This window comes from Methylobacterium sp. CM6244, assembly GCF_054817885.1.
Map to the genome: position 1 here is coordinate 304385 of NZ_CM139247.1, position 23189 is coordinate 327573.

The 23189-nt window shown below is 61.8% G+C and carries 15 protein-coding genes and 9 pseudogenes; 14 read left to right on the top strand and 10 right to left on the bottom strand.

Translation table 11 applies throughout. The annotated features are described in order from the left end of the window. Positions 1-740 precede the first annotated feature (740 nt). Positions 741-1049, bottom strand: a pseudogene (locus ACYQML_RS01395) (integrase core domain-containing protein); the annotation flags it as partial. 95 nt (positions 1050-1144) lie between these two features. Between ACYQML_RS01395 and ACYQML_RS01400 the strand changes: the two are divergent. Further along, entirely contained in the window at positions 1145-2257 is a 1113-nt protein-coding gene (locus tag ACYQML_RS01400) for an FAD-binding domain-containing protein (RefSeq protein WP_461234467.1), read from the top strand. Positions 2258-2351: 94 nt separating this feature from the next. On the opposite strand, the pseudogene ACYQML_RS01405 reads toward ACYQML_RS01400, so the two are convergent. Continuing rightward, positions 2352-2804 (bottom strand): annotated as a pseudogene (locus tag ACYQML_RS01405) (hypothetical protein); the annotation flags it as partial. A gap of 190 nt (positions 2805-2994) precedes the next feature. On the opposite strand from ACYQML_RS01405, the gene ACYQML_RS01410 reads away from it, so the two are divergent. The 4 genes from ACYQML_RS01410 to ACYQML_RS01425 all read left to right on the top strand — a co-directional run bounded on the left by ACYQML_RS01410 (position 2995) and on the right by ACYQML_RS01425 (position 8880). Then, positions 2995-4485 carry a diguanylate cyclase domain-containing protein gene (locus tag ACYQML_RS01410; RefSeq protein ID WP_461234468.1) on the top strand — a complete coding sequence of 497 codons (1491 nt, stop codon included), beginning with the start codon at positions 2995-2997 and terminating at the stop codon, positions 4483-4485. Positions 4486-5129: 644 nt separating this feature from the next. Continuing rightward, positions 5130-5774, top strand: a complete 645-nt coding sequence (locus ACYQML_RS01415) for a TRAP transporter small permease subunit (RefSeq protein WP_461234469.1) — start codon at positions 5130-5132, stop codon at positions 5772-5774. A gap of 51 nt (positions 5775-5825) precedes the next feature. After that, positions 5826-7709: a TRAP transporter large permease gene (locus ACYQML_RS01420; RefSeq protein WP_461234470.1), complete on the top strand. Its 1884-nt coding sequence runs from the start codon at positions 5826-5828 to the stop codon at positions 7707-7709. 79 nt (positions 7710-7788) lie between these two features. Continuing rightward, positions 7789-8880, top strand: a complete 1092-nt coding sequence (locus ACYQML_RS01425) for a TRAP transporter substrate-binding protein (protein WP_461234471.1) — start codon at positions 7789-7791, stop codon at positions 8878-8880. An 885-nt stretch (positions 8881-9765) separates the two neighbouring features. On the opposite strand, the pseudogene ACYQML_RS01430 reads toward ACYQML_RS01425, so the two are convergent. Continuing rightward, a pseudogene (locus tag ACYQML_RS01430) lies at positions 9766-10728 on the bottom strand (IS3 family transposase); the annotation flags it as partial. Positions 10729-10733: 5 nt separating this feature from the next. After that, a pseudogene (locus ACYQML_RS01435) lies at positions 10734-11201 on the bottom strand (IS5 family transposase); the annotation flags it as partial. Between the two features lie 79 nt (positions 11202-11280). Between ACYQML_RS01435 and ACYQML_RS01440 the strand changes: the two are divergent. After that, positions 11281-12309: an IS110 family RNA-guided transposase gene (locus tag ACYQML_RS01440; RefSeq protein WP_461234472.1), complete on the top strand. Its 1029-nt coding sequence runs from the start codon at positions 11281-11283 to the stop codon at positions 12307-12309. Between the two features lie 254 nt (positions 12310-12563). Here the strand turns inward: ACYQML_RS01440 and ACYQML_RS01445 are convergent. From ACYQML_RS01445 to ACYQML_RS01460, 4 genes and pseudogenes are all read right to left on the bottom strand, one after another. Continuing rightward, positions 12564-12896: pseudogene (locus tag ACYQML_RS01445) on the bottom strand (transposase); the annotation flags it as partial. 47 nt (positions 12897-12943) lie between these two features. Further along, positions 12944-13153: pseudogene (locus tag ACYQML_RS01450) on the bottom strand (transposase); the annotation flags it as partial. A gap of 310 nt (positions 13154-13463) precedes the next feature. Continuing rightward, on the bottom strand, positions 13464-14414 hold the full coding sequence (locus ACYQML_RS01455; protein WP_461234473.1) for an AraC family transcriptional regulator: 951 nt from the start codon (positions 14412-14414) through the stop codon (positions 13464-13466). Positions 14415-14590: 176 nt separating this feature from the next. Further along, on the bottom strand, positions 14591-15487 hold the full coding sequence (locus ACYQML_RS01460; protein WP_461234474.1) for a helix-turn-helix domain-containing protein: 897 nt from the start codon (positions 15485-15487) through the stop codon (positions 14591-14593). Positions 15488-15749: 262 nt separating this feature from the next. Between ACYQML_RS01460 and ACYQML_RS01465 the strand changes: the two genes are divergently transcribed. The 5 genes and pseudogenes from ACYQML_RS01465 (at position 15750) to ACYQML_RS01485 (ending at position 18879) form a co-directional block, all read left to right on the top strand. Then, entirely contained in the window at positions 15750-17075 is a 1326-nt protein-coding gene (locus ACYQML_RS01465) for a sensor histidine kinase (protein ID WP_461234475.1), read from the top strand. Further along, positions 17068-17403, top strand: a pseudogene (locus ACYQML_RS01470) (response regulator transcription factor); the annotation flags it as partial. The gene ACYQML_RS01465 and the pseudogene ACYQML_RS01470, both read left to right, overlap by 8 nt. Before the next feature lie 135 nt (positions 17404-17538). Next, entirely contained in the window at positions 17539-18162 is a 624-nt protein-coding gene (locus ACYQML_RS01475; protein WP_461234476.1) for a response regulator transcription factor, read from the top strand. A 210-nt stretch (positions 18163-18372) separates the two neighbouring features. Then, a complete protein-coding gene (locus tag ACYQML_RS01480; RefSeq protein WP_461227873.1) occupies positions 18373-18624 on the top strand; it encodes a hypothetical protein in 252 nt (83 codons plus the stop codon). Between the two features lie 45 nt (positions 18625-18669). Next, a complete protein-coding gene (locus ACYQML_RS01485) occupies positions 18670-18879 on the top strand; it encodes a hypothetical protein (protein WP_461227872.1) in 210 nt (69 codons plus the stop codon). 307 nt (positions 18880-19186) lie between these two features. Here the strand turns inward: ACYQML_RS01485 and ACYQML_RS01490 are convergent, their stop codons facing one another. Continuing rightward, positions 19187-19519 carry a hypothetical protein gene (locus tag ACYQML_RS01490; RefSeq protein ID WP_461234477.1) on the bottom strand — a complete coding sequence of 111 codons (333 nt, stop codon included), beginning with the start codon at positions 19517-19519 and terminating at the stop codon, positions 19187-19189. Positions 19520-20000: 481 nt separating this feature from the next. Next, positions 20001-20165 (bottom strand): annotated as a pseudogene (locus ACYQML_RS01495) (transposase); the annotation flags it as partial. A gap of 39 nt (positions 20166-20204) precedes the next feature. Between ACYQML_RS01495 and ACYQML_RS01500 the strand changes: the two are divergent. From ACYQML_RS01500 to poxB, 3 genes and pseudogenes are all read left to right on the top strand, one after another. Beyond that, positions 20205-20612: pseudogene (locus ACYQML_RS01500) on the top strand (response regulator transcription factor); the annotation flags it as partial. Between the two features lie 135 nt (positions 20613-20747). Beyond that, positions 20748-21140, top strand: a complete 393-nt coding sequence (locus ACYQML_RS01505; RefSeq protein WP_461234478.1) for a response regulator transcription factor — start codon at positions 20748-20750, stop codon at positions 21138-21140. A 279-nt stretch (positions 21141-21419) separates the two neighbouring features. Beyond that, on the top strand, positions 21420-23156 hold the full coding sequence (gene poxB, locus ACYQML_RS01510) for a ubiquinone-dependent pyruvate dehydrogenase (protein ID WP_461235636.1): 1737 nt from the start codon (positions 21420-21422) through the stop codon (positions 23154-23156). The last annotated feature ends 33 nt before the right edge of the window (positions 23157-23189 follow it).

Sequence of the window (23189 nt, forward strand, 5' to 3'; positions counted from 1 at the left end):
AGGGCCCGCAGGTCGATGGCACTTGGCTCATCGTGCGCGTGCAGCCGAAGTGGCTCGAGGCATCGAAGACGGCGTCCACGGCGGGCTCGCGAGTATCCTCGGGCAGCGCGCATTAATCGAGAACTGTGAGACCAAGCAGCGCCAGAATCGCGCCCGTCAGGCGGTTCTCGATCTGCCTGCGAGTGACAACAGGTCGGCGGCGTTCAATCGGCTATTTCAGATACGCTCGAACTCGTCACGCGCCATCCCCGTGAGGATATCGGTGATCCGGGGCGACCGCAAATTCGGCACGTGACCGATCGTGACCCGAATCGGGGGCCACCCGCAAACCAGGATCGAAGGCCTTGGGTACCCGGATCTGGAAGACAGGGCCCCGCCCATTGCGGGTAAGGTGACGGCTCGGCACGCGTGTGCAATCCCGTACACATGATGGGCAGAGACACTTTCCGGGAAGGAGCTCACCTAGGCGAGAAGACTTGGCGGAGAGGGGGGGATTCGCCGCCACCGCCCTTAATGCCCTATAAACAAACGGCTTCTTCAGGCGCTCAATGCAAGCTTCGTAGCAGCGTTTCGGTGCAACCGTCAAACCAGCAATGTGCCGGGGAGGCATGGTTGACGAGCGGCAGAACCCGTGAGCCCAGGCCTAACAGTATTGATGACGCGAAAAGTCTGGGCAGAACGTGAAAATCGAATGAGGGTCCCCCGGATCTTGGTCCGGTCGAAAGGTGAGCCTCCGGGTCTCATCCGGCGGCCTGCTGGGCCGTCGCCAACGCGAATTCCTGGGGCGCCAGCCACCCCAGGGCTATGTGAGGACGGCTCTCGTTGTACTGCCGCCGCCACGTTTCGATCTTGCTCCTTGCGTCGGCCAACGACACGAACCAGTTCGCGTTCAGGCACTCGTCGCGCAAACCGTTAAACGACTAGACCAGCGCGTTATCGGTCGGCTTGCCAAGCCGCGAGAAGTCCAGCGTGACGCCCTTCTCATAGGCCCAGCGGTCGAGCGCCTTCCTGACGAACTCAGGCCCGTTATCGACCTGTATCGCGTGCGGCCCTACGCACAGCAGTTCCCCCGACCCTCGAAAATAGGTCGCATCGGCATCTCCCCGCCCAGCGCTAGGTCATGGTCATGGATCGCAGTTTCCCAATGACTCGTGCCGCCGGGCTCGAACGTCTCGCCGCCTTTCTCGAACATGAGGGAGCCGAATATGCCGGGGCTCGCAATTTCGACCTGGGTCCCGAAGCACGGCCAACCACCTCGACGCTTTCGCCCTATCTCCGCCGACGCCTGATCACCGAGGCCGAGGTTGTGGGTGCGGCCGTCGCTGCTTTCGGCGATGAGGGCGCCGAGAAGTTCGTCAGCGAGGTATTCTGGCGGACCTACTTCAAGGGGCATTTGGAAACCCATTTTGCCGCCTGGACGGGGTACCTTGCGCTGGCCGCCGAGGGTCATGAGCGTCTCGCCGTCGAGCCTGGCCTGCGGCGGACCTATGAGGCTGCGATTGAGGGGCGGAGCGGCATCGACTGCTTTGATGCCTGGGCCCTCGAACTCGTAGAGACAGGGTGGCTCCACAACCATGCGCGCATGTGGTTCGCCTCGACCTGGATCTTCACCCTGCGCCTGCCCTGGGCCCTCGGTGCCGAATTCTTCATGCGCCACCTCGTCGATGGCGATCCGGCGAGCAATACGCTCTCCTGGCGCTGGGTCGCCGGCCTACACACCCGGGGCAAGCACTACGTTGCCCGCGCCGAGAATATCCGTCGCTATACTGATGGACGCTTCGACCCGGTCGGCCTCGATGAGTACCCCGACGCCCTCGACGAGCCGATGCCGCCCCGAGAAATGCCGTTGCCGCTGGTCGATGCCATGCCCAACAGCGAGGTCGCGCTCCTCCTGCACCTCGACGACCTGCACCCGGAGAGCCTCTGCCTTGGCACCGCGCGGGTCGTCCGTATCGGTGGGCTCGTTGCCCATGCCGAGAGCGCCTCAGACCGGGTCAAGGCCGCGGATGAAGCCGCGATGGCGGATGCCCTAGCGCGAGCCGAACCCCTTTTCGGATGCCCGGCTGGCCTTGCTGTTAGTGGTTGGGCGGACAGCCTACCAGTCGTGACCGCCTGGGCACCGGTCGGGCCATCCGCCACGGCGCTACCAGAGGGTTGCCTGCGCCTACGACGGGCCTGGGACGAGGCAGCCTGGCCGTTGTCGAATCGAGGCTATTCCCGGATGCGGAAAGCTATCCCTCAGCTCTTACTGCGTTAACTCGCTGAACGTTTTGGCGAAGTCGCGCGGTGCGCTCGTCTTGAGGGTCCGCTTTCGGAGCGGAGGTTGAGGGAGCGGTCGTGATTGTGCCGGAACGGCGCTCCGCCAAAGCGACCACAAATGTCGCGAGGACAGCGGCAGCTGCATCCTCGGCTAGGCCCTTGGAGCGACCCGCCGTCGTACGTGAGTCTGGCCCCCGCATGGCTCGCCCAAGGAGCGTGCCGGCAATCGTGCCTGCCACCCCAGCCATTGCTCCGGTTTTTGGCGATGCCCTTTGCCCAGCCAATGCCCACCCGCCAACCGTACCAATGCATAGCCGTAATGCGAACGACGGAGGGATGCGCCGGTCAGGTGCGAACGGCATTTTGTCGCCCGCCATTTCGGCCAGTGCTGCCGCTGTCGCAACTGCGCGCGAGCCTGGACCATGGGGAATGGGTACATCCCGCGTTCGCCCTTGGGATGCCGCCCAGCTCAGGGCAGCGCACGCGGACATGCTCCGCATCCCAGCCACAATTCCAATACCGAACGAAGATCCGTATCTCTGCACCCGATAAGTTCCCCTTACCCGCAAAACACGACTAAGAGAGCAAAACGGTAACTGCAGGGGATGTTCCAGGCAGCGCTGACCACAACCAGGAATAGACCTTCCACAGGTCGCTGCCGGACTGAATGTAGTTCGGTCAGATGCCGTACATAGTGGTAGGGGGGTGTTAAGCTGCGCGATTCATTGGTGGGGAATGATGCACGCAATCGTAAGTGAAGCCGAACGGCTCGCATGCCTCAAGGGCCTCGGCATCCTCGACACGCCGCCCGAGCATGAGTTCGACACCCTGGTACGGACTGCCGGGCAAGTGCTGGAATGTCCCATCGCCCTTGTTACGATGGTGGATGAGAACCGGCAGTGGTTCAAAGCCGTTTGCGGACTGAGTATCGACGGTACCCCGCGCGAGGACGCGTTCTGCACTCATGCACTCAAGGCCAACGACCTGCTTGTCGTGTCCGATGCAACAGTCGATTCGCGCTTTGCCCATAATCCCCTTGTGACGGGGGACCCGCACATTCGCTTCTATGCCGGCATGCCAATTCGCGTCGAACGCCCGCACGGTGCCGGCCCCATCGCTGTGGCTACGCTCTGCGTTATAGACCGTCAGCCGCGGGAACTGGATGAGGCTGGCATGACGGTTCTTCGGGACCTCGCGCAGCTTGCCGAAGCCCTACTGACAGCCCGCAGCAATACCTTCGCGCTCGTCCGGCTCGCGGAAGAGCGCCGTCGGACACTGGAAGCACTTGACCGGAGCAACCGCCAGCTTCGTCAGGCAGAACGGATGGCCCGGATCGGCTCGTGGAGACTCTGCCTTCGCACGAAGGTCATGGCCTACTCGGATCAGACCTATGCCATTCATGGAATGCCAGTGGGCAACGAAGTGTCCCTGGAAGCAGTCCTCGATTTCTACTCGGCACAAGGACGCATCATGATCGAGACGGCGGTCTCGCGCGCAATCTCGAGCGGCGAGTCCTTCGACATCGAGAGCGACTTTTGTAATGCTCAAGGCGAGGCCTTGCGCGTGCGTTTAAAGGGCGAACTGGAATTCCGTGCTGATGAGGCGGTGGCCCTGATTGGGGTGCTTCAGGACATCACAGACCGGCACGCCATGGAGCAGGCCCTTCGCCACGCCGCTCAGACCGATGACCTTACGGGCCTCGCCAGCCGAAGCCGCCTCAACCTGTTTCTCGATGAGCGAATTCGGCTGGTACGCGAGAATGATAGTGCCTTCGTCCTTCTGCTCATCGACCTCGACCACTTCAAGGCCGTGAATGACGCCTGTGGGCATCCTGCCGGCGACGACGTCCTACGAGTGATGGCCGAGAAGCTCCAGGCCTCCTGCGGAGCGGACGGGCTTGCGGCTCGGCTAGGCGGCGACGAGTTCGCTCTCGTCTTGTCCGAGAGCCTTAACGATGCCGAATTAAAACGGCGCCTCGGGCATCTCCTCGCCACGTTACGCCACGATGTAGAAACGGAAGCACGAGTCATCACCGTGTCGGCCACGATCGGGGCCTGCCACTTTAACGTGACAATCGCGAGCCGCAGCGGCTTGATGAAACGGGCCGACGAAGCTCTCTACCGGGCCAAGAACCACCAACGCGGGTCCGCTGCCGTCTCCGGTGAGGGGCGCGCAATCGTTCCGCACGACATGCTGCGCTCAGAACAAAGAGCGGGCAGGCACTAGCCGGCATCATGCTGGTAGACCTCGGGCTACTCGAAGGGTCCCGGACCAACGCCTTCTCTTCCCTTGGTCCTTCAGCTTCTAGCGACCACATTCGACCCTTGGCAGGTTCTGGAAAGTCCGCTTTTAGGCCGCAGAGCGGGACAAAGGGTACGACAGGAACGGGTGGAAAGCGGTGCGACTGCTTTTGTCGCTGGAAGCTCCAAGCGGACATCAACACCGTCCACTCGTAGCAGTAGTCCGAGCGTCTGATCGCCGAATGGCAGGCAGAAACGTTTCGGGAATCGCAGTCGTCAATCCGATCCGTTCGCTAGCCCAAGGAAATGGCCCAATCGAAACTCGATGTCCGCCCCATGCTCGGCGGCGAGCTTCGCCATTCGCGGATGGTGTCCCTTGCGGATGCCCGTCGTCATGGCCGAACGCGCCGATGGCGGGCGATGACGAACGTCGGCGGCCAAGGCTGCCATGGACATCCTGGCGTTCCACGCCGATCGGATCGCGGACGCGGGTATGCGTGGGAAAGGCGCCTAGACGCAGGTGACTGTAACAAAGACTGTGAACTCTCACAACGCGTGCTGATCTCGGCGGAGCTTCGCGCTAGAAAGTTTATAAGGGCGTCGAATAACGACCCCGTGAGGAGGACGCGCATGCTCCGCTTGAGCCAGTGGATTGACGTGCTCAATGAGCGGATCGGTAAGGCCGCCGCGTGGGCGATCGTGGCTGCAGTGATCGTGTCCACCCTGAACGCGATCGTGCGCAAGCTGTTCGGCACCTCCTCGAACGCGTGGCTCGAACTGCAATGGTACCTGTTCGGCGCCGTGTTCATGTTGTGCGCCGCCTGGACACTCAAGGACAACGAGCATATCCGCATCGACATCGTGTCAAGCCGGCTCTCGAAGCGTGGCCGCGACCTCGTCGACGTCTTCGGGCACCTGTTCTTCCTGCTGCCTTTCCTGGTGGTAATGATCTGGCTGACGACGCCGTTCTTCTTGAACTCCTTCAATTCCGCCGAAGTCTCCACCAACGCCGGTGGATTGCTGATCTGGCCGGCAAAGGGGCTGATCCTCGTCGGCTTCTTCCTGCTCGGGCTGCAGTGGCTCTCCGAACTGACCAAGCGCCTGCTGATCCTCGCCGGCCGGATCGAGGATACGACGAGCGCGGGCGGTCACCACGCCGCCGCCGAGTCGGAGGCCGAGCGCCTCGTGGCGGAACTCGCGGGCGAGCCGGCGAAGGCGGCTTTTGAGGCCGATCCGAAGGCGGGCCCTAAACCCGCGCCGAAGGCAGTCCCGTAAGCCTGACCCACCGACACGTCCGTCCCCAGCTCTCGAACCCACCAAGGTCCGATGTTCGCCGAGTTGATCGCCCACAACCTCGCGCCGATCATGTTCGCGACGCTCGTCGTGTTCCTGCTTCTCGGCTATCCGGTCGCCTTCGCGCTCGCCGCCAACGGCCTGCTGTTCTTCGTGGTGGCAGTCGAACTCGCGCCTTACGCGCCTGACACGATCAGCCTGTCCTGGCCGCTGCTTCAAGCCCTGCCGGAGCGCGTCTTCGGGGTGATGTCGAACGAAGTGCTGCTGGCGGTCCCGTTCTTCACCTTCATGGGGCTGGTGCTCGAACGCTCCGGCATGGCCGAGGATCTGCTCGACACGATCGGCCAGCTCTTCGGGACCATTCGCGGCGGTCTCGCCTACGCTGTGATCTTCGTCGGCGCGCTTCTCGCCGCCACCACGGGCGTGGTCGCGGCCTCGGTGATCTCGATGGGCCTCATCTCGCTGCCGATCATGCTGCGCTACGGCTATGACCGGCGCGTCGCCACCGGCGTGATCGCGGCCTCGGGCACACTCGCGCAGATCATCCCACCCTCCCTGGTGCTGATCGTCATGGCCGACCAGCTCGGCCGATCGGTGGGCGACATGTACGAGGGCGCCTTCGTTCCCGGTCTCGTCCTCTCGGCGATGTATGCCGGTTACGTCCTCCTCGTTACCCTGATCTGGCCAAAGGCCGCACCCGGTCTGCCCCGGGACGCGATCGGCTACCGGGAGGCGAACGGTGCCCGAGGCGTCTGGCAGCTTGGAATCCTCGTCCTGTTCTCCGCCCTGATCGGCATGGCGGTGATGACCCAGACCGGCACCAAGGGCGGCGCCGATTACGTCATCCTGACGATCTGCATCGCCACCGTGGTCGCGCTGGTCTGCGCAGTGATGAACCGCTTCCTCGGCGCGCAGCGCGTCGTTGCATCCGCGCTGCTGGCACTGGCCCTCGTCGCGCTCAGTGTCTACCTGCGGGCCAACGATGGCGGTACCTGGGGCCTGGTCCTCGAACTCGTCGCGGCCGGCGCGCTGTACGCACTGGTCGTCGGGGTCGTAGAGCGCCTGACCGGCCTGCGCCTGATCTCCCGCATGGCCCAGCAGGTCACCTTCGTCATGGTGCCGCCGCTGCTGCTGATCTTCCTCGTGCTAGGCACGATCTTCATCGGCATCGCGACCCCCACCGAGGGCGGCGCCATGGGCGCGGTCGGCTCCCTCGTGCTCGCGGGCATCAAGCGCCTGCTTGATCGCAACCCGGCGCGCCTGAACCTCTCCCTGGTGAAGCAGGCCACGGAATCCACCGCCAAGCTCTCGACCTTCGTGCTGTTCATCTTGATTGGCGCGCGCGTGTTCTCGCTGACCTTCTATGGCGTCAACGGCCACGTCTGGGTCGAGCACCTGCTCACCAACCTGCCGGGCGGCCAAGTCGGGTTCCTGATCTTCGTCAACATCCTGATCTTCCTGCTCGCCTTCTTCCTCGACTTTTTCGAGCTGGCCTTCATCATCATCCCGCTAATCGGGCCGGCGGCGGACAAGCTCGGCATCGACCTGATCTGGCTCGGCGTGATGCTCGGGGTGAATATGCAGACGAGCTTCATGCACCCGCCCTTCGGCTTCGCGCTGTTCTACCTGCGCTCGGTCGCTGCCAAGGTGCCCTATCTCGACCGCGTCACCGGCAAGCGCATGGAGCCCATCACCACGGGCCAGATCTACTATGGGGCGATCCCCTTCGTGATCATTCAATGCATCATGGTCGCCCTGGTGATCCTCTTCCCTGGAATGGTCACGCACTACAAGTCGAGCGGCACCAAGGTCGATCCGGCCGCGGTGCAGCAGCAGCTCGACAATCTTCAGGGGCTGGGCGCCGGTCCCGGCGACGATGCGCCGCCCATCGATCTGGGCCCACCGAAGATCGAGTGATCGGCCTCGCAGGCTGACCCGCGCGGAGGAGTGAGATCTCCACCGCAGAGGTGCAACGAAGAAACGAATGGAGGAAACAATGAAGAGACGCGAATTCCTGAAGAATGCCGGTCTCGGCGCGGTCGCAGCCGGTAGCATCGCCGCCCCCGCCATCGCCCAGTCGGCACCCGAAATCCGCTGGCGCCTGAGCTCCGGCTTTCCGAAATCCCTCGACACGATCTACGGCGCGGCCGACGTGCTCGCGAAATTCGTCTCCGATGCCACGGACGGCAAGTTTGTGATTCAGCCCTTCGCTGCGGGCGAAATCGTCGGCACCTTTCAGGCGGCGGATGCGGTCAGCAACGGGACCGTCGAGATGGTTCACACCGCCGGATATTACTACGTGGGCAAGGATCCGACCTTCGCCCTTGGGGCCGCTGTCCCCTTCGGCTTGAACAGCCGTCAGCAGAACGCGTGGCTCTATCACGGAGGCGGCAACGAGATCGTCAACGAGTTCATGGCAAAGCAGAACATCTATGCGCTGCCCGGCGGCAACACCGGCACGCAGATGGGCGGCTGGTTCCGCAAGGAGGTCAAGACGGTCGCCGATCTGCAAGGCCTGAAGATGCGCATCGCCGGCATCGCCGGGCAGGTCATGGCCAAGCTCGGGGCCGTGCCGCAGCAGGTCGCAGGCGGCGACATCTACCCGGCGCTAGAGCGCGGAACCATCGACGCTGCAGAATGGATCGGCCCCTACGATGACGAGAAGCTCGGCTTCAACAAGGTGGCGCCATTCTATTACTATCCTGGCTGGTGGGAAGGCGGTCTGACACTGCACTTCTACATCAACAAAGCGAAGTGGGAGAGCTTACCCAAGAACTACCAGGCCATCCTACAGGCCGCCGCGATGGCGGCCAATGTCGACATGCTGGCCAAATACGACGCCAGGAACCCGGCCGCTTTGCGCCGCCTCATCGGCACCGGAGCCCAGCTCCGGCCCTATTCGAACGAAATCATGGAAGCCGCCCTGAAGGCCACGAACGAGGTCTACGCCGAGATCTCGGCCAAGAACCTCGATTTCAAAAAGGGCATCGATGCTTTGCGTGCCTTCCGCGGCGAAGAATACCTCTGGTTCCAGGTTGCGGAGTATACCTACGACGGCTTCATGATTCGGAACCGAACCAAGAACTAACATGGGACCCGGCCTGCACGACCGCCACAACATGCTGGCAGGTTCTCCTGAACAGTGATTATCAAGGTAGGATTTCGGGACGGTTTTCCTTTCCACTTGGAGGACCGTGTGCCACGATAAGAAGTTCCACTTTCGGAACGACGTCTCACTCACCCGCCCGGCTCTCGCCGTGGCGGGTCTTTCCTTTGACCTTTGCAAGACTGCCTCAACCTTCAATGTGGACGCGCAAAAGCGCGCCATCGATTATCCTGGGATTGGCGGAGGTAGCGGTTGCCGGGAGCGCCGCGTGACGCGCCGACACACTCCGGAGAAAACAAGATGGTTTCGACCTCTAATACCCTGATTGTGGATCGGCGTCGAAGCATGACCGTATGAGAAGCGCTGCCAAGCCTTTGGAAAAAAACATCAAAATATGAGATTTGGGTGGTGTCACGATCGGCGCCGAGTGTGACCCCGACTCGCAGAAAAATTCGCTCGATTTAGCAATGACCTAAGCAGAATTGTGGGAGGGGTCATGCTTCGACGCCGATCCATAGTCGGAGAAGGGTCGGCACCTGCAGGTCTGGGTCACGATACTGGGGGGCCAAAGCCTGCAGAAGCTCGGTGCCGGGAAAACAGCCCGATAGCTGACACTCTGATTATTAGGACAACTTTCTTGTTTGGACGGCTTTCTGCCTGTCCAAATTCGGAGAAATGACGAGCTAAGCAGACGCTGGCACCAATCCCAGATCGCCGACCGGGGCCTGGGTTGGCATACCCAAACGCTATCGAACGGTTTTTACGCCTCGACCGTTGAAGCGTGCCGTGCTGGCGTAACCGGCGGGCTGTTCGGAGGGCAACGTCGATGCGTGTTGATCGACCCCCACGAGGTGGTAAAGGGTAAAGTTAGTGCAAGGTTGGGCGCTCCACCACAGGTCGCTTGGTCGGGCAAGCGCAGCTGGCCAAGCGGAGAACGCTGGCACGAACACCTCTGGTGCCGGCGACCGGTATCCCAGCGATGCATGTGGGCGCACGGTGTTGTAGTGACGCCTCCAGCTTTCGATCACGATCTGCGCCTCCTTGAGTGTGTAGAAGATCTCGCCGTTCAGGAGTTCGTCACGCAGACGAGCATTGAAGCTCTCGACGTACCCATTCTCCCACGGTGAGCCTGGCGTGATGTAGGCGGTTTTGCTGCCGACCGCGGTGATCCAGGCTTGCACAGCCTTCGCGACGAACTCCGGCCCATTATCCGAACGAATATGGCCCGGTACGCCACGCAGGATGAACAGGTCCGAGAGCACGTCGATGACGTCGATCCCCTTGAGCTTGCATGCGACCCGGATCGCCAGGCATTCGTGCGTGAACTCGTCGACCACGTTGAGCATCCGGATCTTACGCCCATCGTGCTGCGGGCCTCGACGAAGTCGTACGACCGCACGTGATTGCGGTGTTCCGGGCGAAGACGAACACAGGAGCCGTCGTTGTCCCAGATCCGCCCCCGCTTGGGCTGCTTGGCCGGCACTTTCAGACCTTCACGCCGCCAAATGCGTTCGACGCGCTTGTCGTTGATGAACCACCCGGCCGCCTTCAGCAACGCACTGATCTTGCGGTAGCCGTAGCGCCCGTACTTCTCGGCCAACGCCACGAGATCAGCCGTCAGCGCCTCTTCGTCGTCGCGGCCCCGGGGTACCTTGCGCTGTGTCGAGCGATGCTGTCCGAGCGCCCGACAGGCGCGGCGCTCGGGGACGGTCATCGTCAGCATGATGTGCTCGACACAGGCGCGTCGGCGCGCGGGGCTCAGAAGTTTCCCCGGGACGCCTCCTGCAAGATCAGCTTGTCGAGAGTGAGATCCGCAATCGCCTTTCTAAGAGCGCCTAACAGAACCGTTTGATCTGGTTGAGAGTGATGAGGCTGGTCGCGAGGCTGGTGAAGGCCTCGTAGATGTCTGCACGTCGCTCGTAGCGGACGGGCAGGCGGCGGAAGCGGTTGAACCACGCGTGGGTACGCTCGACGACCCAACGATGCCGACCAAGTTTCTCGCTGCTTTCGATACCCTTCCGCGCGATGCGCGGGACGATGCCCCGCGCCCGGCACTCCTGGCGGCGGGGTCGGGCATCGTAGGCCTTGTCGGCGTGCAGCTTGTCCGGACGGCGTCGCGGTCGCCCTCGTCGACCACTCCGCAGAGGCGGAATGGCATCGAGGGTGGCCGCCATCATGACGGTGTCGTGTCTGTTGGCCCCGCTCAGGCAGAAGCCGAGCGGCGTGCCGCGCGCGTCGGTGACGAGGTGGCGCTTCGTGCCCGGCTTCCCCCGGTCCGTCGGGTTCGGGCCGGTGGCAGGCCCCCTTTATGGATGGCCCGCCCCTCACCGGGCTTCACTGCTAGGTTTGCAGTGTGGCTCACACCAGTGATGGAGCGGACCGATGGCCATTGCGATACTCGGGATCGATCTGGGCAAGAACAGCTGCAGCCTTGTCGGGCAGGATGCGACCGGTCGGGTCGTCCTGCGACGGCGGATGCGGCGCGAGACGGTGATGACCTTCGGTGCGACGCTTCCAGCCTGCATCATCGCGATGGAGGCGTGCTGTGGCGCGCATCACATGGGCCGGGCGCTCGCCGCTCAAGGCCACACCATCCGGTTGATGTCGCCGGAATATGTGCGGCCCTACGTCAAGGCACAGAAGAACGACGACCGCGACGCCGAAGCGATCGCGGAGGCTGCGACTCGTCCGACCATGCGGTTCGTCACACTGAAGTCGGAAGCGCAGCTCGACATTCAGACCCTGCACCGGGTGCGGGACCAGCTCGTCGGCGAACGCACCGCCCTGATGAACCAGATCCGAGCCGTCCTTCTGGAGCGCGGTCACATCGTCCCACAGGGACGCGCCAAGCTCGCCGCCAGCTTGGAAAGTCTGCTCGATACCGAGGCGGTCTCAGACCTCACACCACGGATGCGTAGCCTGATGGCGGATGTCCGGGAACGCTGGCAGTCCCTCGATGGGCGCATCGCAGCACTCGATGCAGAGTTCGCCGAACAGGCTCGGACCGACGAGAGCGCTCGCCGGCTCACCACCATCCCAGGCATCGGCGCACTCAATGCCACAGCGCTGGTCGCGGCGATCGGCGATGTCGGCACTTTCGCTCGCGGACGTGATCTGGCGGCCTGGCTCGGCCTCGTCCCGCGTCAGGTCACCACCGGCGGACGACCACGCCTCCTCGGGATCACCAAGAGCGGCAGCAAGTACCTGCGCAAAATGCTGATCCAGGGCGCACGGGCCGCGATGCCGACCCTCCGCAAGAGCGAGACGCTGATCGGCCAGTGGCTACGAGGCCTGCTGGCGCGGGCGCACGCCAACACTGCCGTCGTGGCGCTGGCAGCCAAGATGGCCCGGACCGTCTGGGCGCTGCTGCGGCACGAACGCGTCTACGAGCCGGCGGCGGTGGCTGCCTGAACCGAGCTTGGTCGGCGAAGCTTTCGTCGGCCTTCCGATGTCTGCGAGCGGTGAGAGGAAGATGGCCTGACAGTCGATCGGTGTTCTGGAAGCCTCCGGCGAAAAATGGCGCTCGACGCCGACCCCTTTATGAGGACCAGAACGCGCGGATCTCCATCTTGGCCAACGGCACCGCCGAAAGGCCGGATACGTTTATGCAGACTGCTCAGACCAGCGGATCATCAGCCACTTGCGGACGGGGCGGGCCATACGTTTTTAGCCGGGACAGACGCGCTGTCCAGGCAAGCCCGGTTCCAGTCGATCTCACCCGCTGCGTGCAGGCGCTCCAGCAGCACGTGATGCAGGCGGCTCCATACGCCCGCCGCTTGCCAGTCCCGCAGCCGCCGCCAGCAACTCATGCCGGAGCCGCAGCCCATCTCGGCCGGTAGCATCTCCCACGGCAGACCCGAGCGCAGCACGAACAGGATGCCCGTCAGGGCGGCCCGGTTCTCAATCGGACGACGCCCGCCCTTCGGACGGGGCCGAGGTGGCGGGAGGAGAGGAGCGATCTCATCCCAGAGATCATCGGGGAGAAGCGGTCTGGCCATGCCAAACCAACGCTGAACTTCCAGCTTCGTGCCGTTCTGTTAGTCGCTCTAAGCCGAGCGTTCTCGGTCTCTAGATCCTTCATCCGTCGAACCTGATCCGACTTCAGGCCGCCAAACTCACGCCGCCACCGGTACTACGTCACTGAACTCACGCCGAGCGCGCGGATTGCATCTGCAACGCTCTGGCCCTGTGAGATCAGCACATCCGCCTGTCGTAGCTTGGCGACAATCTCCTCAGGCTTCGGGTGCTTTGCCATCTTGTCCGTCCTCCAGACTCAAAAGCCATCCTAAAGGGCGGACCACTTCAATGAGGGCTGACCAAGTTACTACAACCATATTGCATGCTCGCCTCACCTCCTATGCCGACATGGTTTCCGAAAGTCGTGAGATTGCTCAGGCGGCTACGATCGCACCAATTAGTTTTCTCCTGGTCATCATGGCAAGCTTCTCCATTTTGGACGAGGGATGCGAAAATTTACTGTTGTAGATCCTCCTATCTGCACACATTCCTACGCAACACGTTTATAAATGCGCGTGCTTAGCCAATGTGTTGCGATATTCGGTGCACTAATTTTGATGTTGTCCAATCGAGCGAGGACGGGCAACCGCCAATCGACGCCAGCGTCCTGGGCTGGTTCCCTGTTCTTTAGCGAATACACGGGTGAAGTGACTTTGATCGGCAAAGCCACACGCTATTGCGATCTCAGCTAGTGTCAAATTCAATTCACGCATCATAACCTTAGCCTTAATGATACGCTCTCGTGTTAGCCACGCATGGGGTGATATACCGGTGGATTGGCGAAAAGCGCGGGCGAAGTGGCTGACGGAAAGGCCACATATCTCCGCTACCTCTTGCAAATGAAGGGACCGGCAGAGGTCGGCGCGGATATGGTCCTGCATTCGGCGAAGTTGCCAGGGAGCCAGTCCGCCACGAACCGTTTCCAAGCCAGGAGCTAGGGTGGTGTAAGTTCCTAGGAGATGAGCGGCGACTGCACGAACCAACTGTTTGCGAACAAGCTTTGACCATTGATCATGCCGATCCAGTGTTGCCGTGAGGCTCACGGCAATATCATGTAATATGGGGTCCACAAAAATATTCCCGCAAACAGGATGTAGTTGATCCAGTGTATCGATATCGAAGATGGTAAGATCTTCTGCAACCTGCTTCAAAATTCGACAATCAACCCCGAGTTGAATGGTTTGTGGGCATGCCTTTAAGGTTTGCCGCTGGCGTAGATCATGGAGGATCGTCTCTCCTGCACACGTCAATCGGGGTGACGAGGCATCGCCGCGTTCGTTAGGATCGTCGCATTCGCTTCTCGTGAATGTTCTGTGGTTAACGCCCGTCTGAATCTGGAGTAAAATCGCATTAGTACCTTCGATCCGAAGGTCGGCGGCGACGGTACTCCGCGGCATCATAATAAATACGCCGTCACTCCAATCGTTGGGTCCGATGCTTATATGAGTTGCGGACGTGCTTAATAAGTGATCGCAATGAATGGATTGCTTCTTCGGCATAGGGGGAGACGAAGTTGCGGGCCGCGAAGGAGTTTGAGGATCCATCCCTTGGACAGGCGCATAAAGCATGTCTCGTTCTCCATGATAGTATGAAGAACTCTTAAATTAAAACCAGGATTTGGTATTTCTCGATATTGCGGCGTTTTTACAATATCTTGCTAAGTTAATTTGCGATACTAGGAAATATTATTCCTGTACTCTCCGGGTGGTTTACCTATGGCGCGTTTGAATGCAGTGTTAAATGCGGCCTGTGTTGAGAAGCCGGATGACAGTGCCACGTCAACGAGGGGAATAGTGCGGTTGCTTAGTAGTTTTTTAGCTAAATCGAGTCTTTCTTCGCTGACGAAGCCATAAGGTGTCTTCCCAGTAACCCGCTTAAACATGCGAGTAAAGTGAAAGGGGCTTAAGCAAGCCACAGCCGCAATCTCAGCTAAGCAAAGATCACGGTGTATGTTCTCTTTAATGAAAGCGACCGCTCGCTTAATACGGTCCGGGCAATCAACTTCGAGGGGCAGTAGAGCCCTCGTGTCAGGCCGATCATGTCCGTAGGCCTGGGCAATCCGGGCGGTCAAGGCCAATGCCGCCGTCTCAACAAGCATCCGGCCCGCCGAACTCTCCTGAATTAGTTCCTGATATATCGAGAGCCCAATCTGGGCCAGTAGCGGGTCTTCGACCCCGGCAAGATAGCGCACGGAATCCGCACGAATGCGCCTATCTCCGTATTGGACCGCGAGGCTCTCAAAGCGGTCCGCAGGCAGATAGATGTGGAGGATATCGTCAAGCGGTGCGGAGATGTTGATGTCGTCCTCTCCGACCCCGACGGGGCAGAGCCAAATCGTGCCGCCCTCAACCGCCGTTCGCTGCCGTATTCCTGCTCCCTTCCGGCTCACATAAGCATCCGAGCTGCGCCCGATCGCAAGGGTTATTTCCATCTGGGTCGGGACGATGGCAGGGAGGTCGCCCGCAGGATGAGACCGCAACTCGGCCGCGACGCCGGTCCAGTGCCGTCCAGCCGACGTGGCAAGGAGACCCGCATTGGGGAACTTGTGCGCGCTGTGACGGTGCAGATCCATCCAAACAACGTGCAAGCCACGCCGCACGAACGCTATTATACAGGTGTATCAGATACCAAATTGGAGGAGCCTGCCATCTTGGTGGGCATGGGCAGACCAACGAATGCGGCAGGTATTTTCGCGCTGGCCAAGCCAAGCGTCCGTATCCCCAAGTGCGGATCATCTCAGCGCCGATGATACCCCGGCCTGGATGCGGCCCGGGCCAGCTCGTCGCGGGAGATTGTGCCCCGCCGAGCTCGTCTCCGCTGCAAACGTCGCCGTCATGCCAGTGATTCTTATGGGCCTCGCCGGCTGGGCGGCCGCCACGTCTTCGGTGACGGTGGCCATACTCATAGGGGGCGGAGCGCTGCTTGCCCTCGTCCTCGCCGTTCATCGGATCGCACGATGGCGAGCCGCAGCGAAACAGAGCGAAGCACGTTTCGCCGCGATCTTTGAGCGAGCTGGAATTTCTATGTGGCGCGAGGATTGGACGGCGGCGGCTCGGGCGGTCATGGAGCTGCGCCGGGCGGGCGTGACCGATATCGAGTGCTACTATGCCAGTCGTCCTGATGAGCTACGCGCGCTGTGCGCCCAGGTCCTCGTTACGGATGTGAATACCTTTACCGTTGAGGAGACGGGCGCTGCCGATAAAAGCGCTTATCTTGGCCCCCTCGATCGGTTGCTGCCCTCGACAGACCAGACCTTCGTCCAATGGCTCGTTGCGTTCGGCCGCGGCGATCGGTTCTTCCGCTCTGAAGCACATGTGGTGCGAGCCGATGGAAGCGAGGGGGATACACTCTTCACCGCAATGCTTCCGCAGGACCTCGACGGGTTTGCCGAGATTATCGTTACGTCCCTCGATGTGACGGCATTCAAGCAGGCCCAGACTCGCTTTGCTCTTGCCGACACGGAACTTGCCCGAGCCTCGCGGATCACCACGGTCGGTGCTCTGAGCGCTTCGATTGCACACGAGGTCAATTCACCGCTTGCAGTGATCGTAGCTAATGCCGAGGCCGCCCTGCGTTGGCTTAGACGGTCTGAGCCGAATGTCGCTGAGGCGTCCGCCGCTCTCGACGACGTCGTTGCTGCTGCCACACGCGCGCGCGACGTAATTTCACGAACCCGGGCCTACCTTGGTAACGCATCTAGCCTGTTCGCCCCCGTCGATCCGCTCCAGGCAGCCCGCGATGCCAACTTGCTCGTTGAGCGCGAGATGCGGGTGCACGCCGCGACGGTTCATATCGCTGCCGAGGGCGAGATCCCTCTGATCGCTGCTGATCCCGTCCAGGTTCAGCAGGTCTTCGTAAATCTGCTTCTCAACGCTGCGCAGGCAATGAGCGACAGCGTCGGGCGTCGGGACATCGTCATTGCCCTCCGCCACGAATCCGCGTTCGTGTCTGTTGCTGTCACGGATACGGGACCTGGGGTCGCGCCAGAGCGGCGTGCCCGGATCTTCCAACCGTTTCACTCTACGAAATTAGGCGGCATGGGCATGGGATTGGCCATCTGCCGCAATCTCATCGATGCCCATGGCGGCGACATCTGGATCGAAGCCGCGCCGAGCGGCGGCGCGGCGTTCCACTTCACCCTTCCGATCTCCCATGCATGAGTCTCCACCACGCGGAACCCTGGTCGCCATCGTCGACGATGATCCCTCGATCCGCACGGCGCTCGCCCGGCTGACGCGCTCACTCGGGTACCAGGCAGTCCTGTTCGAAGGGGCCGACCCTCTCCTAACCGAGCCTGCTCCTTGTGGGATTGGCGTGGTCGTTACCGATATCCAGATGCCGGGGCTGACGGGATTGGATCTGCTCCGCATCCTGAACGCGCGTTCCCCGGACCTGCCCGTCATAATGATGACCGCATATCCTAGCGAGGCGACCCGGGAGCGGGCCTTTGCCTCGGGGGCCTCGGACTATCTTACCAAGCCTTTCGGCGCCGAGCAGTTCGAGCGTTGCCTGTCCGTTGCATTCGGTAAAAAGCGGAACTCGTGATAGTGGCGAGCGCTAAAATTCTCGCCCAGATGCTCCGTGCTCATGTATAGGCCAGATGTAGTTGCCCCTACGAGAACGATGCTCGAAGCGACCGTCCATATCGTAGACGACGATCCCGTGCTGCGCGATGCGCTGGTTCGACTCTGTTATTCGGAAGGACTTGCCGCCGTTGGGCACGAAGATCCCAGCAGCCTGTCGGGTTCGCTGCCGCGCCGTTCACCCCAATGCATCCTGCTCGACGTGCGTCTCGCCGAGCAGAGCGGGTTGGCTGTGCAGGAGATGCTGCGCGCCGCCGGCAGCACCGTCCCGATCATCTTCCTCACGGGCTACGGCACGATCCCGATGTCGGTCCGCGCCATGCGGGGCGGTGCCGTCGAATTCCTGACCAAGCCCTTCATTGCCGACGTCCTCATCGCCGCCCTCCGCAAGGCCCTGGAGGCCGATGCCGCCGCCGTCGACGACCGCCGCGCCCAGGACGAACTGGTCGCTCGGCTCGACGTTCTGACGCCCCGGGAACGCGACGTGATGTGCTGCGCCATCGGTGGATTGATGAACAAGCAGATTTCCGCCGAGCTCGGCATCACCGAGATCACCGCCAAGGTTCATAAACGGCGTTTGATGGAGAAGATGCAAGCGCGATCCCTTGCCGATCTCGTCCGTATGGCGGACCAACTCGGCATCGCAGCGACCCGCCGGCGCTGAGGGGCGAGCCATGACGGCAAGGCCTCGAAGCCAGGCCGGACCGAAACTTTGGTATGAGGCGGCTCAACCAACGCATCGGCTCGATGTTCTGCCGTATAGTATCCGGCTGCATTGATCGGCCTAAGATCAGGACACGAACCAAGGGCAGCAACGGAGACATCCCGCCGCCCCGTTCCGTCCCAAGACCGATCCAACATCCGGAGCCGCATCATGATCAAGCATCTCGCTGCCGTCGCCCTTCTCCAGTTCGGCCTGATGGCGCCTGCCCTGGCCATGCCCGATCACCATCAATCGCGCACCACCGTCGAGAGGAGCGCCGTTGAAGGGACCGGTTCCCTCCCGCCCCTCGGGGAGCCGCAGGGCTATCGGACCATCGACAGCTCGGCCAAGGGCGGCAATGCGGACGAGACGAACCATGCGGTTCCGAATTTCGGCACCACCTCCGGCGGCCCCGCCGACTGACGACCCGCCGTCACCGCATGCTGCGTCGCATCCAGGGAGACCGACATGAACCTTCTCATCAGGCCTTGCCTTGCGCTCACTCTCGCACTGGGGACGACAGCGCCGTTCGCACAATCCTACACGCCTCCGGCGGGGCTCGATGCCGCTGGGGTACCGGGAGGCCGGATCCAATCTTCGATGAGCGCGGCGGATCCGATCCCCACCGGGGCCGGTCGCCGCCCGGCGCGCCGACATGCCGACCGGCAGGCGGAATGAGGCTCGCGGTGGAGGACCGGTGGTCCCGTTCCTTAGCCACCCGGTCCACCGCTCCGTTCCAGCTGGCTGAGGCATGGCCATGTGCACATGGCTATAACATTCAGGCCCTGTGCCTCTCCTGATGGGAGAAGCACAGGGCCTGAACGTATCGGAATGGGTATCGACGAGCGGAGCTGCCCGTCCCCCGGCATTCCTTACTGGACCGGATCGCTCCGGACCCCTGCGGCGGCTCACGGCTCCGAATGCAGGAAGCCGTGGATCGCCTGGACGACTACTGATCCGTCGCCGACCCCCGATGCGACCCGTTTCACCGAGCGCGCGCGGACATCGCTGACAGCGTAGAGGCCCGGAACGACCGTGGCGTAGGGAAACGAGGACGGCGAACCGTCGGTTTTGAGACCGGTGGCACGAGCCCCTTCTGGTCCAGGGCGAGGCAGTCGGCGAGCCATCCTGTATTTGGCATGGCACCGATCATGACTAAGACGTTTCTGATCTTTCGGGTTTCGCTCACCCCGCTCGCTCGGTCGGTCCAAGTCACCGATGTCAGCGTGTCCTCGCCTAGGAGCACGGTGATCTCCGTCTGCGTGTGCAGCGTGATGCGCGGCGACGACGCGATCCGGCGTACAACATAGTCGGACATGGTCGCGGCGAGGCCGCCCGCCCGCACGAGAAGATGGTCTCGGGCCACGTCGGGCGAGGCGGTGCCAATCTTTTTCGGTATCACGTTCCCCTTCCGCGACGAGGGGTTCGAATGCGTGCAGTTCTTCGCCGTAGACATTGCCGAGCGCAAGCAGGCCCAGGAAGCACTGCTCGCTTTCTAGCACTACTTTGGCATTCTTGCCTGAAGAGCCATGATGGAACTTCGTGTAGGTTTAAGCGGCGTCGAAATCGTCTGGTTTTAGGCACCTGAGATTGCATAATTCTCAGACTAGTTTCCTGCTTGTGGCGTATATCTAGGTCAGAGTACCTTTTTGCCAAAGTAATGCTAGAAGCTGTTATGAACCGCTTGCCAGTTGAGCTGCCTGTTTGAGCATGAGGCAGACGAAGGCGACGATGTGGAGATCGGCGAGTGTGCTGGGATAGCGCTCGTAATCCTTGACGAGGCGGCGGAAGCGCGTCGCCCAGGGTGCCCCCGTCTTCACCACGTAGCGTAACCCGTTGAACGCCTCGCGACGCGAAGACTCACGCTGCCCCGCGTCCTCGCGCAGCAGTGTCAGGTACGGTGCGACCAGCTCCCATTCATCATCGGAAACCTCGGACGGGTAGGCTTGGCGCGAAGAGGTCATGCCTCCTCATCTAGATTACAGACCACTCAGGTCGACATTCCGATGGTCCTCATGACCTGGCACGACGATATCTCGATGTCGGTCAAAGCGATGAAGGCCGAGGCGGTCGACTTCCTGGCCAAGCCGTTCAACGAGCAGGACCTCCTCGACGCGATCGGCACCGCCCTGGCGCGCGACGCGCGGCAGCGCAGCGCGCAAGCGTCCCTCGACGATCTCAGGGCCAATTACGAGATCCCGACCACGCGGGAGCGAGAAGTGATGGCGCAGGTCACTGCCGGGCTAATGAACAAGCGGGTCGCCAGCAACCTCGGTCTGAGCGAAATCACGGTTAAGATCCACCGCGGCCACGTCATGCTTAAGATGAAGGCACGATCTCTGGCCGACCTCATTCGCAGCGCCGAGGCCCTCCTTGCAGCCTCTCATGCCGAAAATACGATCGCCGGCTGACCGATGCCCCGCCTGCGAAAGGTTCGGCTCGGCAAACCTCCGTATGATTCCGCTGGGTGGCTTGAAGGACCATATCTCGCCCTGTGTCAACGCTCTCCGATCATTGGGACGGACGGCGAACCGTAGGTCAATGCAATGCCATTAACGCCTGTAATCGCGATCGTCGACGACGACGAAGACGTGCGGGTGGCGACCGGAAGCCTAATCCGTTCCCTTGGATACACGGCCCGCATCTATGCCTCGGCACGGGACTTTCTCGACACCTATCTCAAGGACGCGCCCGATTGCGTCATCACCGATGTACAGATGCCTGGGATGACCGGCGTGGAGTTGCACCAGGGCCTGCTTTCCCTCGGATCGCGGGTACCAGTGATTTTCGTGACAGCTTTCCCGACCGATACTTTGCGAAACTCCATCCTGGCGACGGGCGCGAGCGACTTCCTCAAGAAGCCGTGCGACGGGGCCACCATTATCCGCTCGATTGAACGAGCCCTGAAACGCCGTTCCGATCATCCTGCCGAGGGATAGGACGCTGAACGTCCGCCGCTACTGCGGCCGCGATATGTCTGAAGTAATGGATGCGCACTTTCCGTACTGCGGGATAGGTCGAGCGATGCAACCAGCGATCACCTCCGCTATGCCCAACGTCGGTCTCTCGTCCTGCGAAAGGCGGCCAAAGCGGCGTTGAAAAATACAGGTATTCATTCAAGAAAAGCAGTTTCTGTACAATCCGTGGAGGTCGGCTCCAGATACCGCTTTAACCCGATTGCTTCATATTTCCACGAACTAGTCTGCTGGGATGAAATCATGTCGACTGGGAATATAGCCGAACTCATTGTCGCATCGCTCAATCGTGCCGGCGTTGAACGGATTTATGGCGTCGTTGGAGACAGCCTGAACGGTTTGACGGAGGCACTTCGGCATCAGTCCGACATCGACTGGGTTCATGTCCGCCATGAAGAGGTTGCGGCCTTCGCTGCCGCCGGCGAGGCACAGATCACAGGTCGCCTCGCGGTTTGTGCCGGCTCCTGTGGGCCGGGCAACCTGCATCTGATCAACGGCCTCTACGATGCCCAGCGCACCCGGACGCCCGTCCTGGCGATCGCGGCCCAAATCCCCTCGGCCGAAATCGGCGGCGGCTATTTCCAGGAAACCCATCCGCAATCGCTGTTTCGCGAATGCAGCGTTTATTGCGAGCTTGTCTCCGATCCGCACCAGATGCCGTTCGTTATCGAGAATGCGATCCGTGCCGCTGTTGGGCAACGCGGCGTTGCGGTGATCGTCGTGCCGGGCGATGTCGCCTTGAAGCCTGCGCCCGTCCGGGCCGTGTCGGAGGTTCCGGGGCTTCTGCCTCCGGTGCCAGTCGTGCGGCCTGCTGAAGCGGAGCTCGACGCCCTGGCCGCGCTCTTAAACGGCGCCGACCGCGTTACCCTGTTCTGCGGTCGCGGCTGCGCCGGCGCGCACGGCGCATTGATGGCCCTGGCCGATGCGCTGAAGAGCCCCATCGTCCATGCGCTTGGGGGCAAGGAGTATGTTGAGTACGATAATCCCTACGATGTCGGGATGACGGGGTTCATCGGCTTTTCATCCGGCTACGAGGCCATGCACGCCTGCGATGTTCTCCTGATGCTGGGGACCGACTTTCCCTACAAGCAATTCCTGCCGACCGGGTGCCGCATTGCGCAGGTCGATATCCGGCCGGAGCAGCTTGGTCGCCGGGCCCGGCTTGATCTCGGCCTCGTTGGCGATGTGCGGGCAACGATCGATGCGCTACTTCCCAGGCTGACGGTCAAGGTCGACCGCCTGCATCTCGACGACAGCCTCACCAGCTACCGTGCTGCGCGGGAAGGACTTGATCATCTGGCGCAGGGTACCCTCGGCCGTAAGCCGATCCACCCGCAATACCTAGCGCGCCTCGTCAGCGAGGCCGCGGCTGACGACGCCGTATTCACCTTTGATGTCGGTACACCAACGATATGGGCGGCGCGCTACCTGCGCATGAACGGGCGCCGGCGCCTCGTCGGCTCGCTAGCGCACGGCTCGATGGCGAATGCGATGGCCCAGGCGATAGGCGTCCAGGCGGCGCAACCAGGACGGCAGGTCGTGTCCCTCTCGGGTGATGGCGGCTTCACGATGCTGATGGGTGACCTGATCACGCTGACACAGGAGAAACTGCCGGTAAAGGTAGTGATCTTTAACAACGGCGTCCTCGGCTTCGTCGCGCTTGAGATGAAGGCTGCCGGGTTCGTCGAACTCGGAACCGACCTAAAGAACCCTGATTTCGCTGCTATGGCGCGGGCAATGGGCATCCACGCGATTCGCGTGGAAGATCCCGGCGATCTGGCCGACGCCGTCGCGGACGTCTTGGCCCATGACGGCCCTGCCCTCCTCGATGTCGTCACCGCGACCCAGGAACTCTCGATGCCGCCGACGATCGGACTTGAGGAGGTGAAGGGTTTCAGCCTGTGGCTCTTGCGTGCCGTGATGAGCGGTCGCGGCGACGCGGTGGTCGATCTCGCCAAGACAAACCTCCTGCCGCGCTGAGGCACCCCTTTCCTACTCTCCGTTCATCCATAA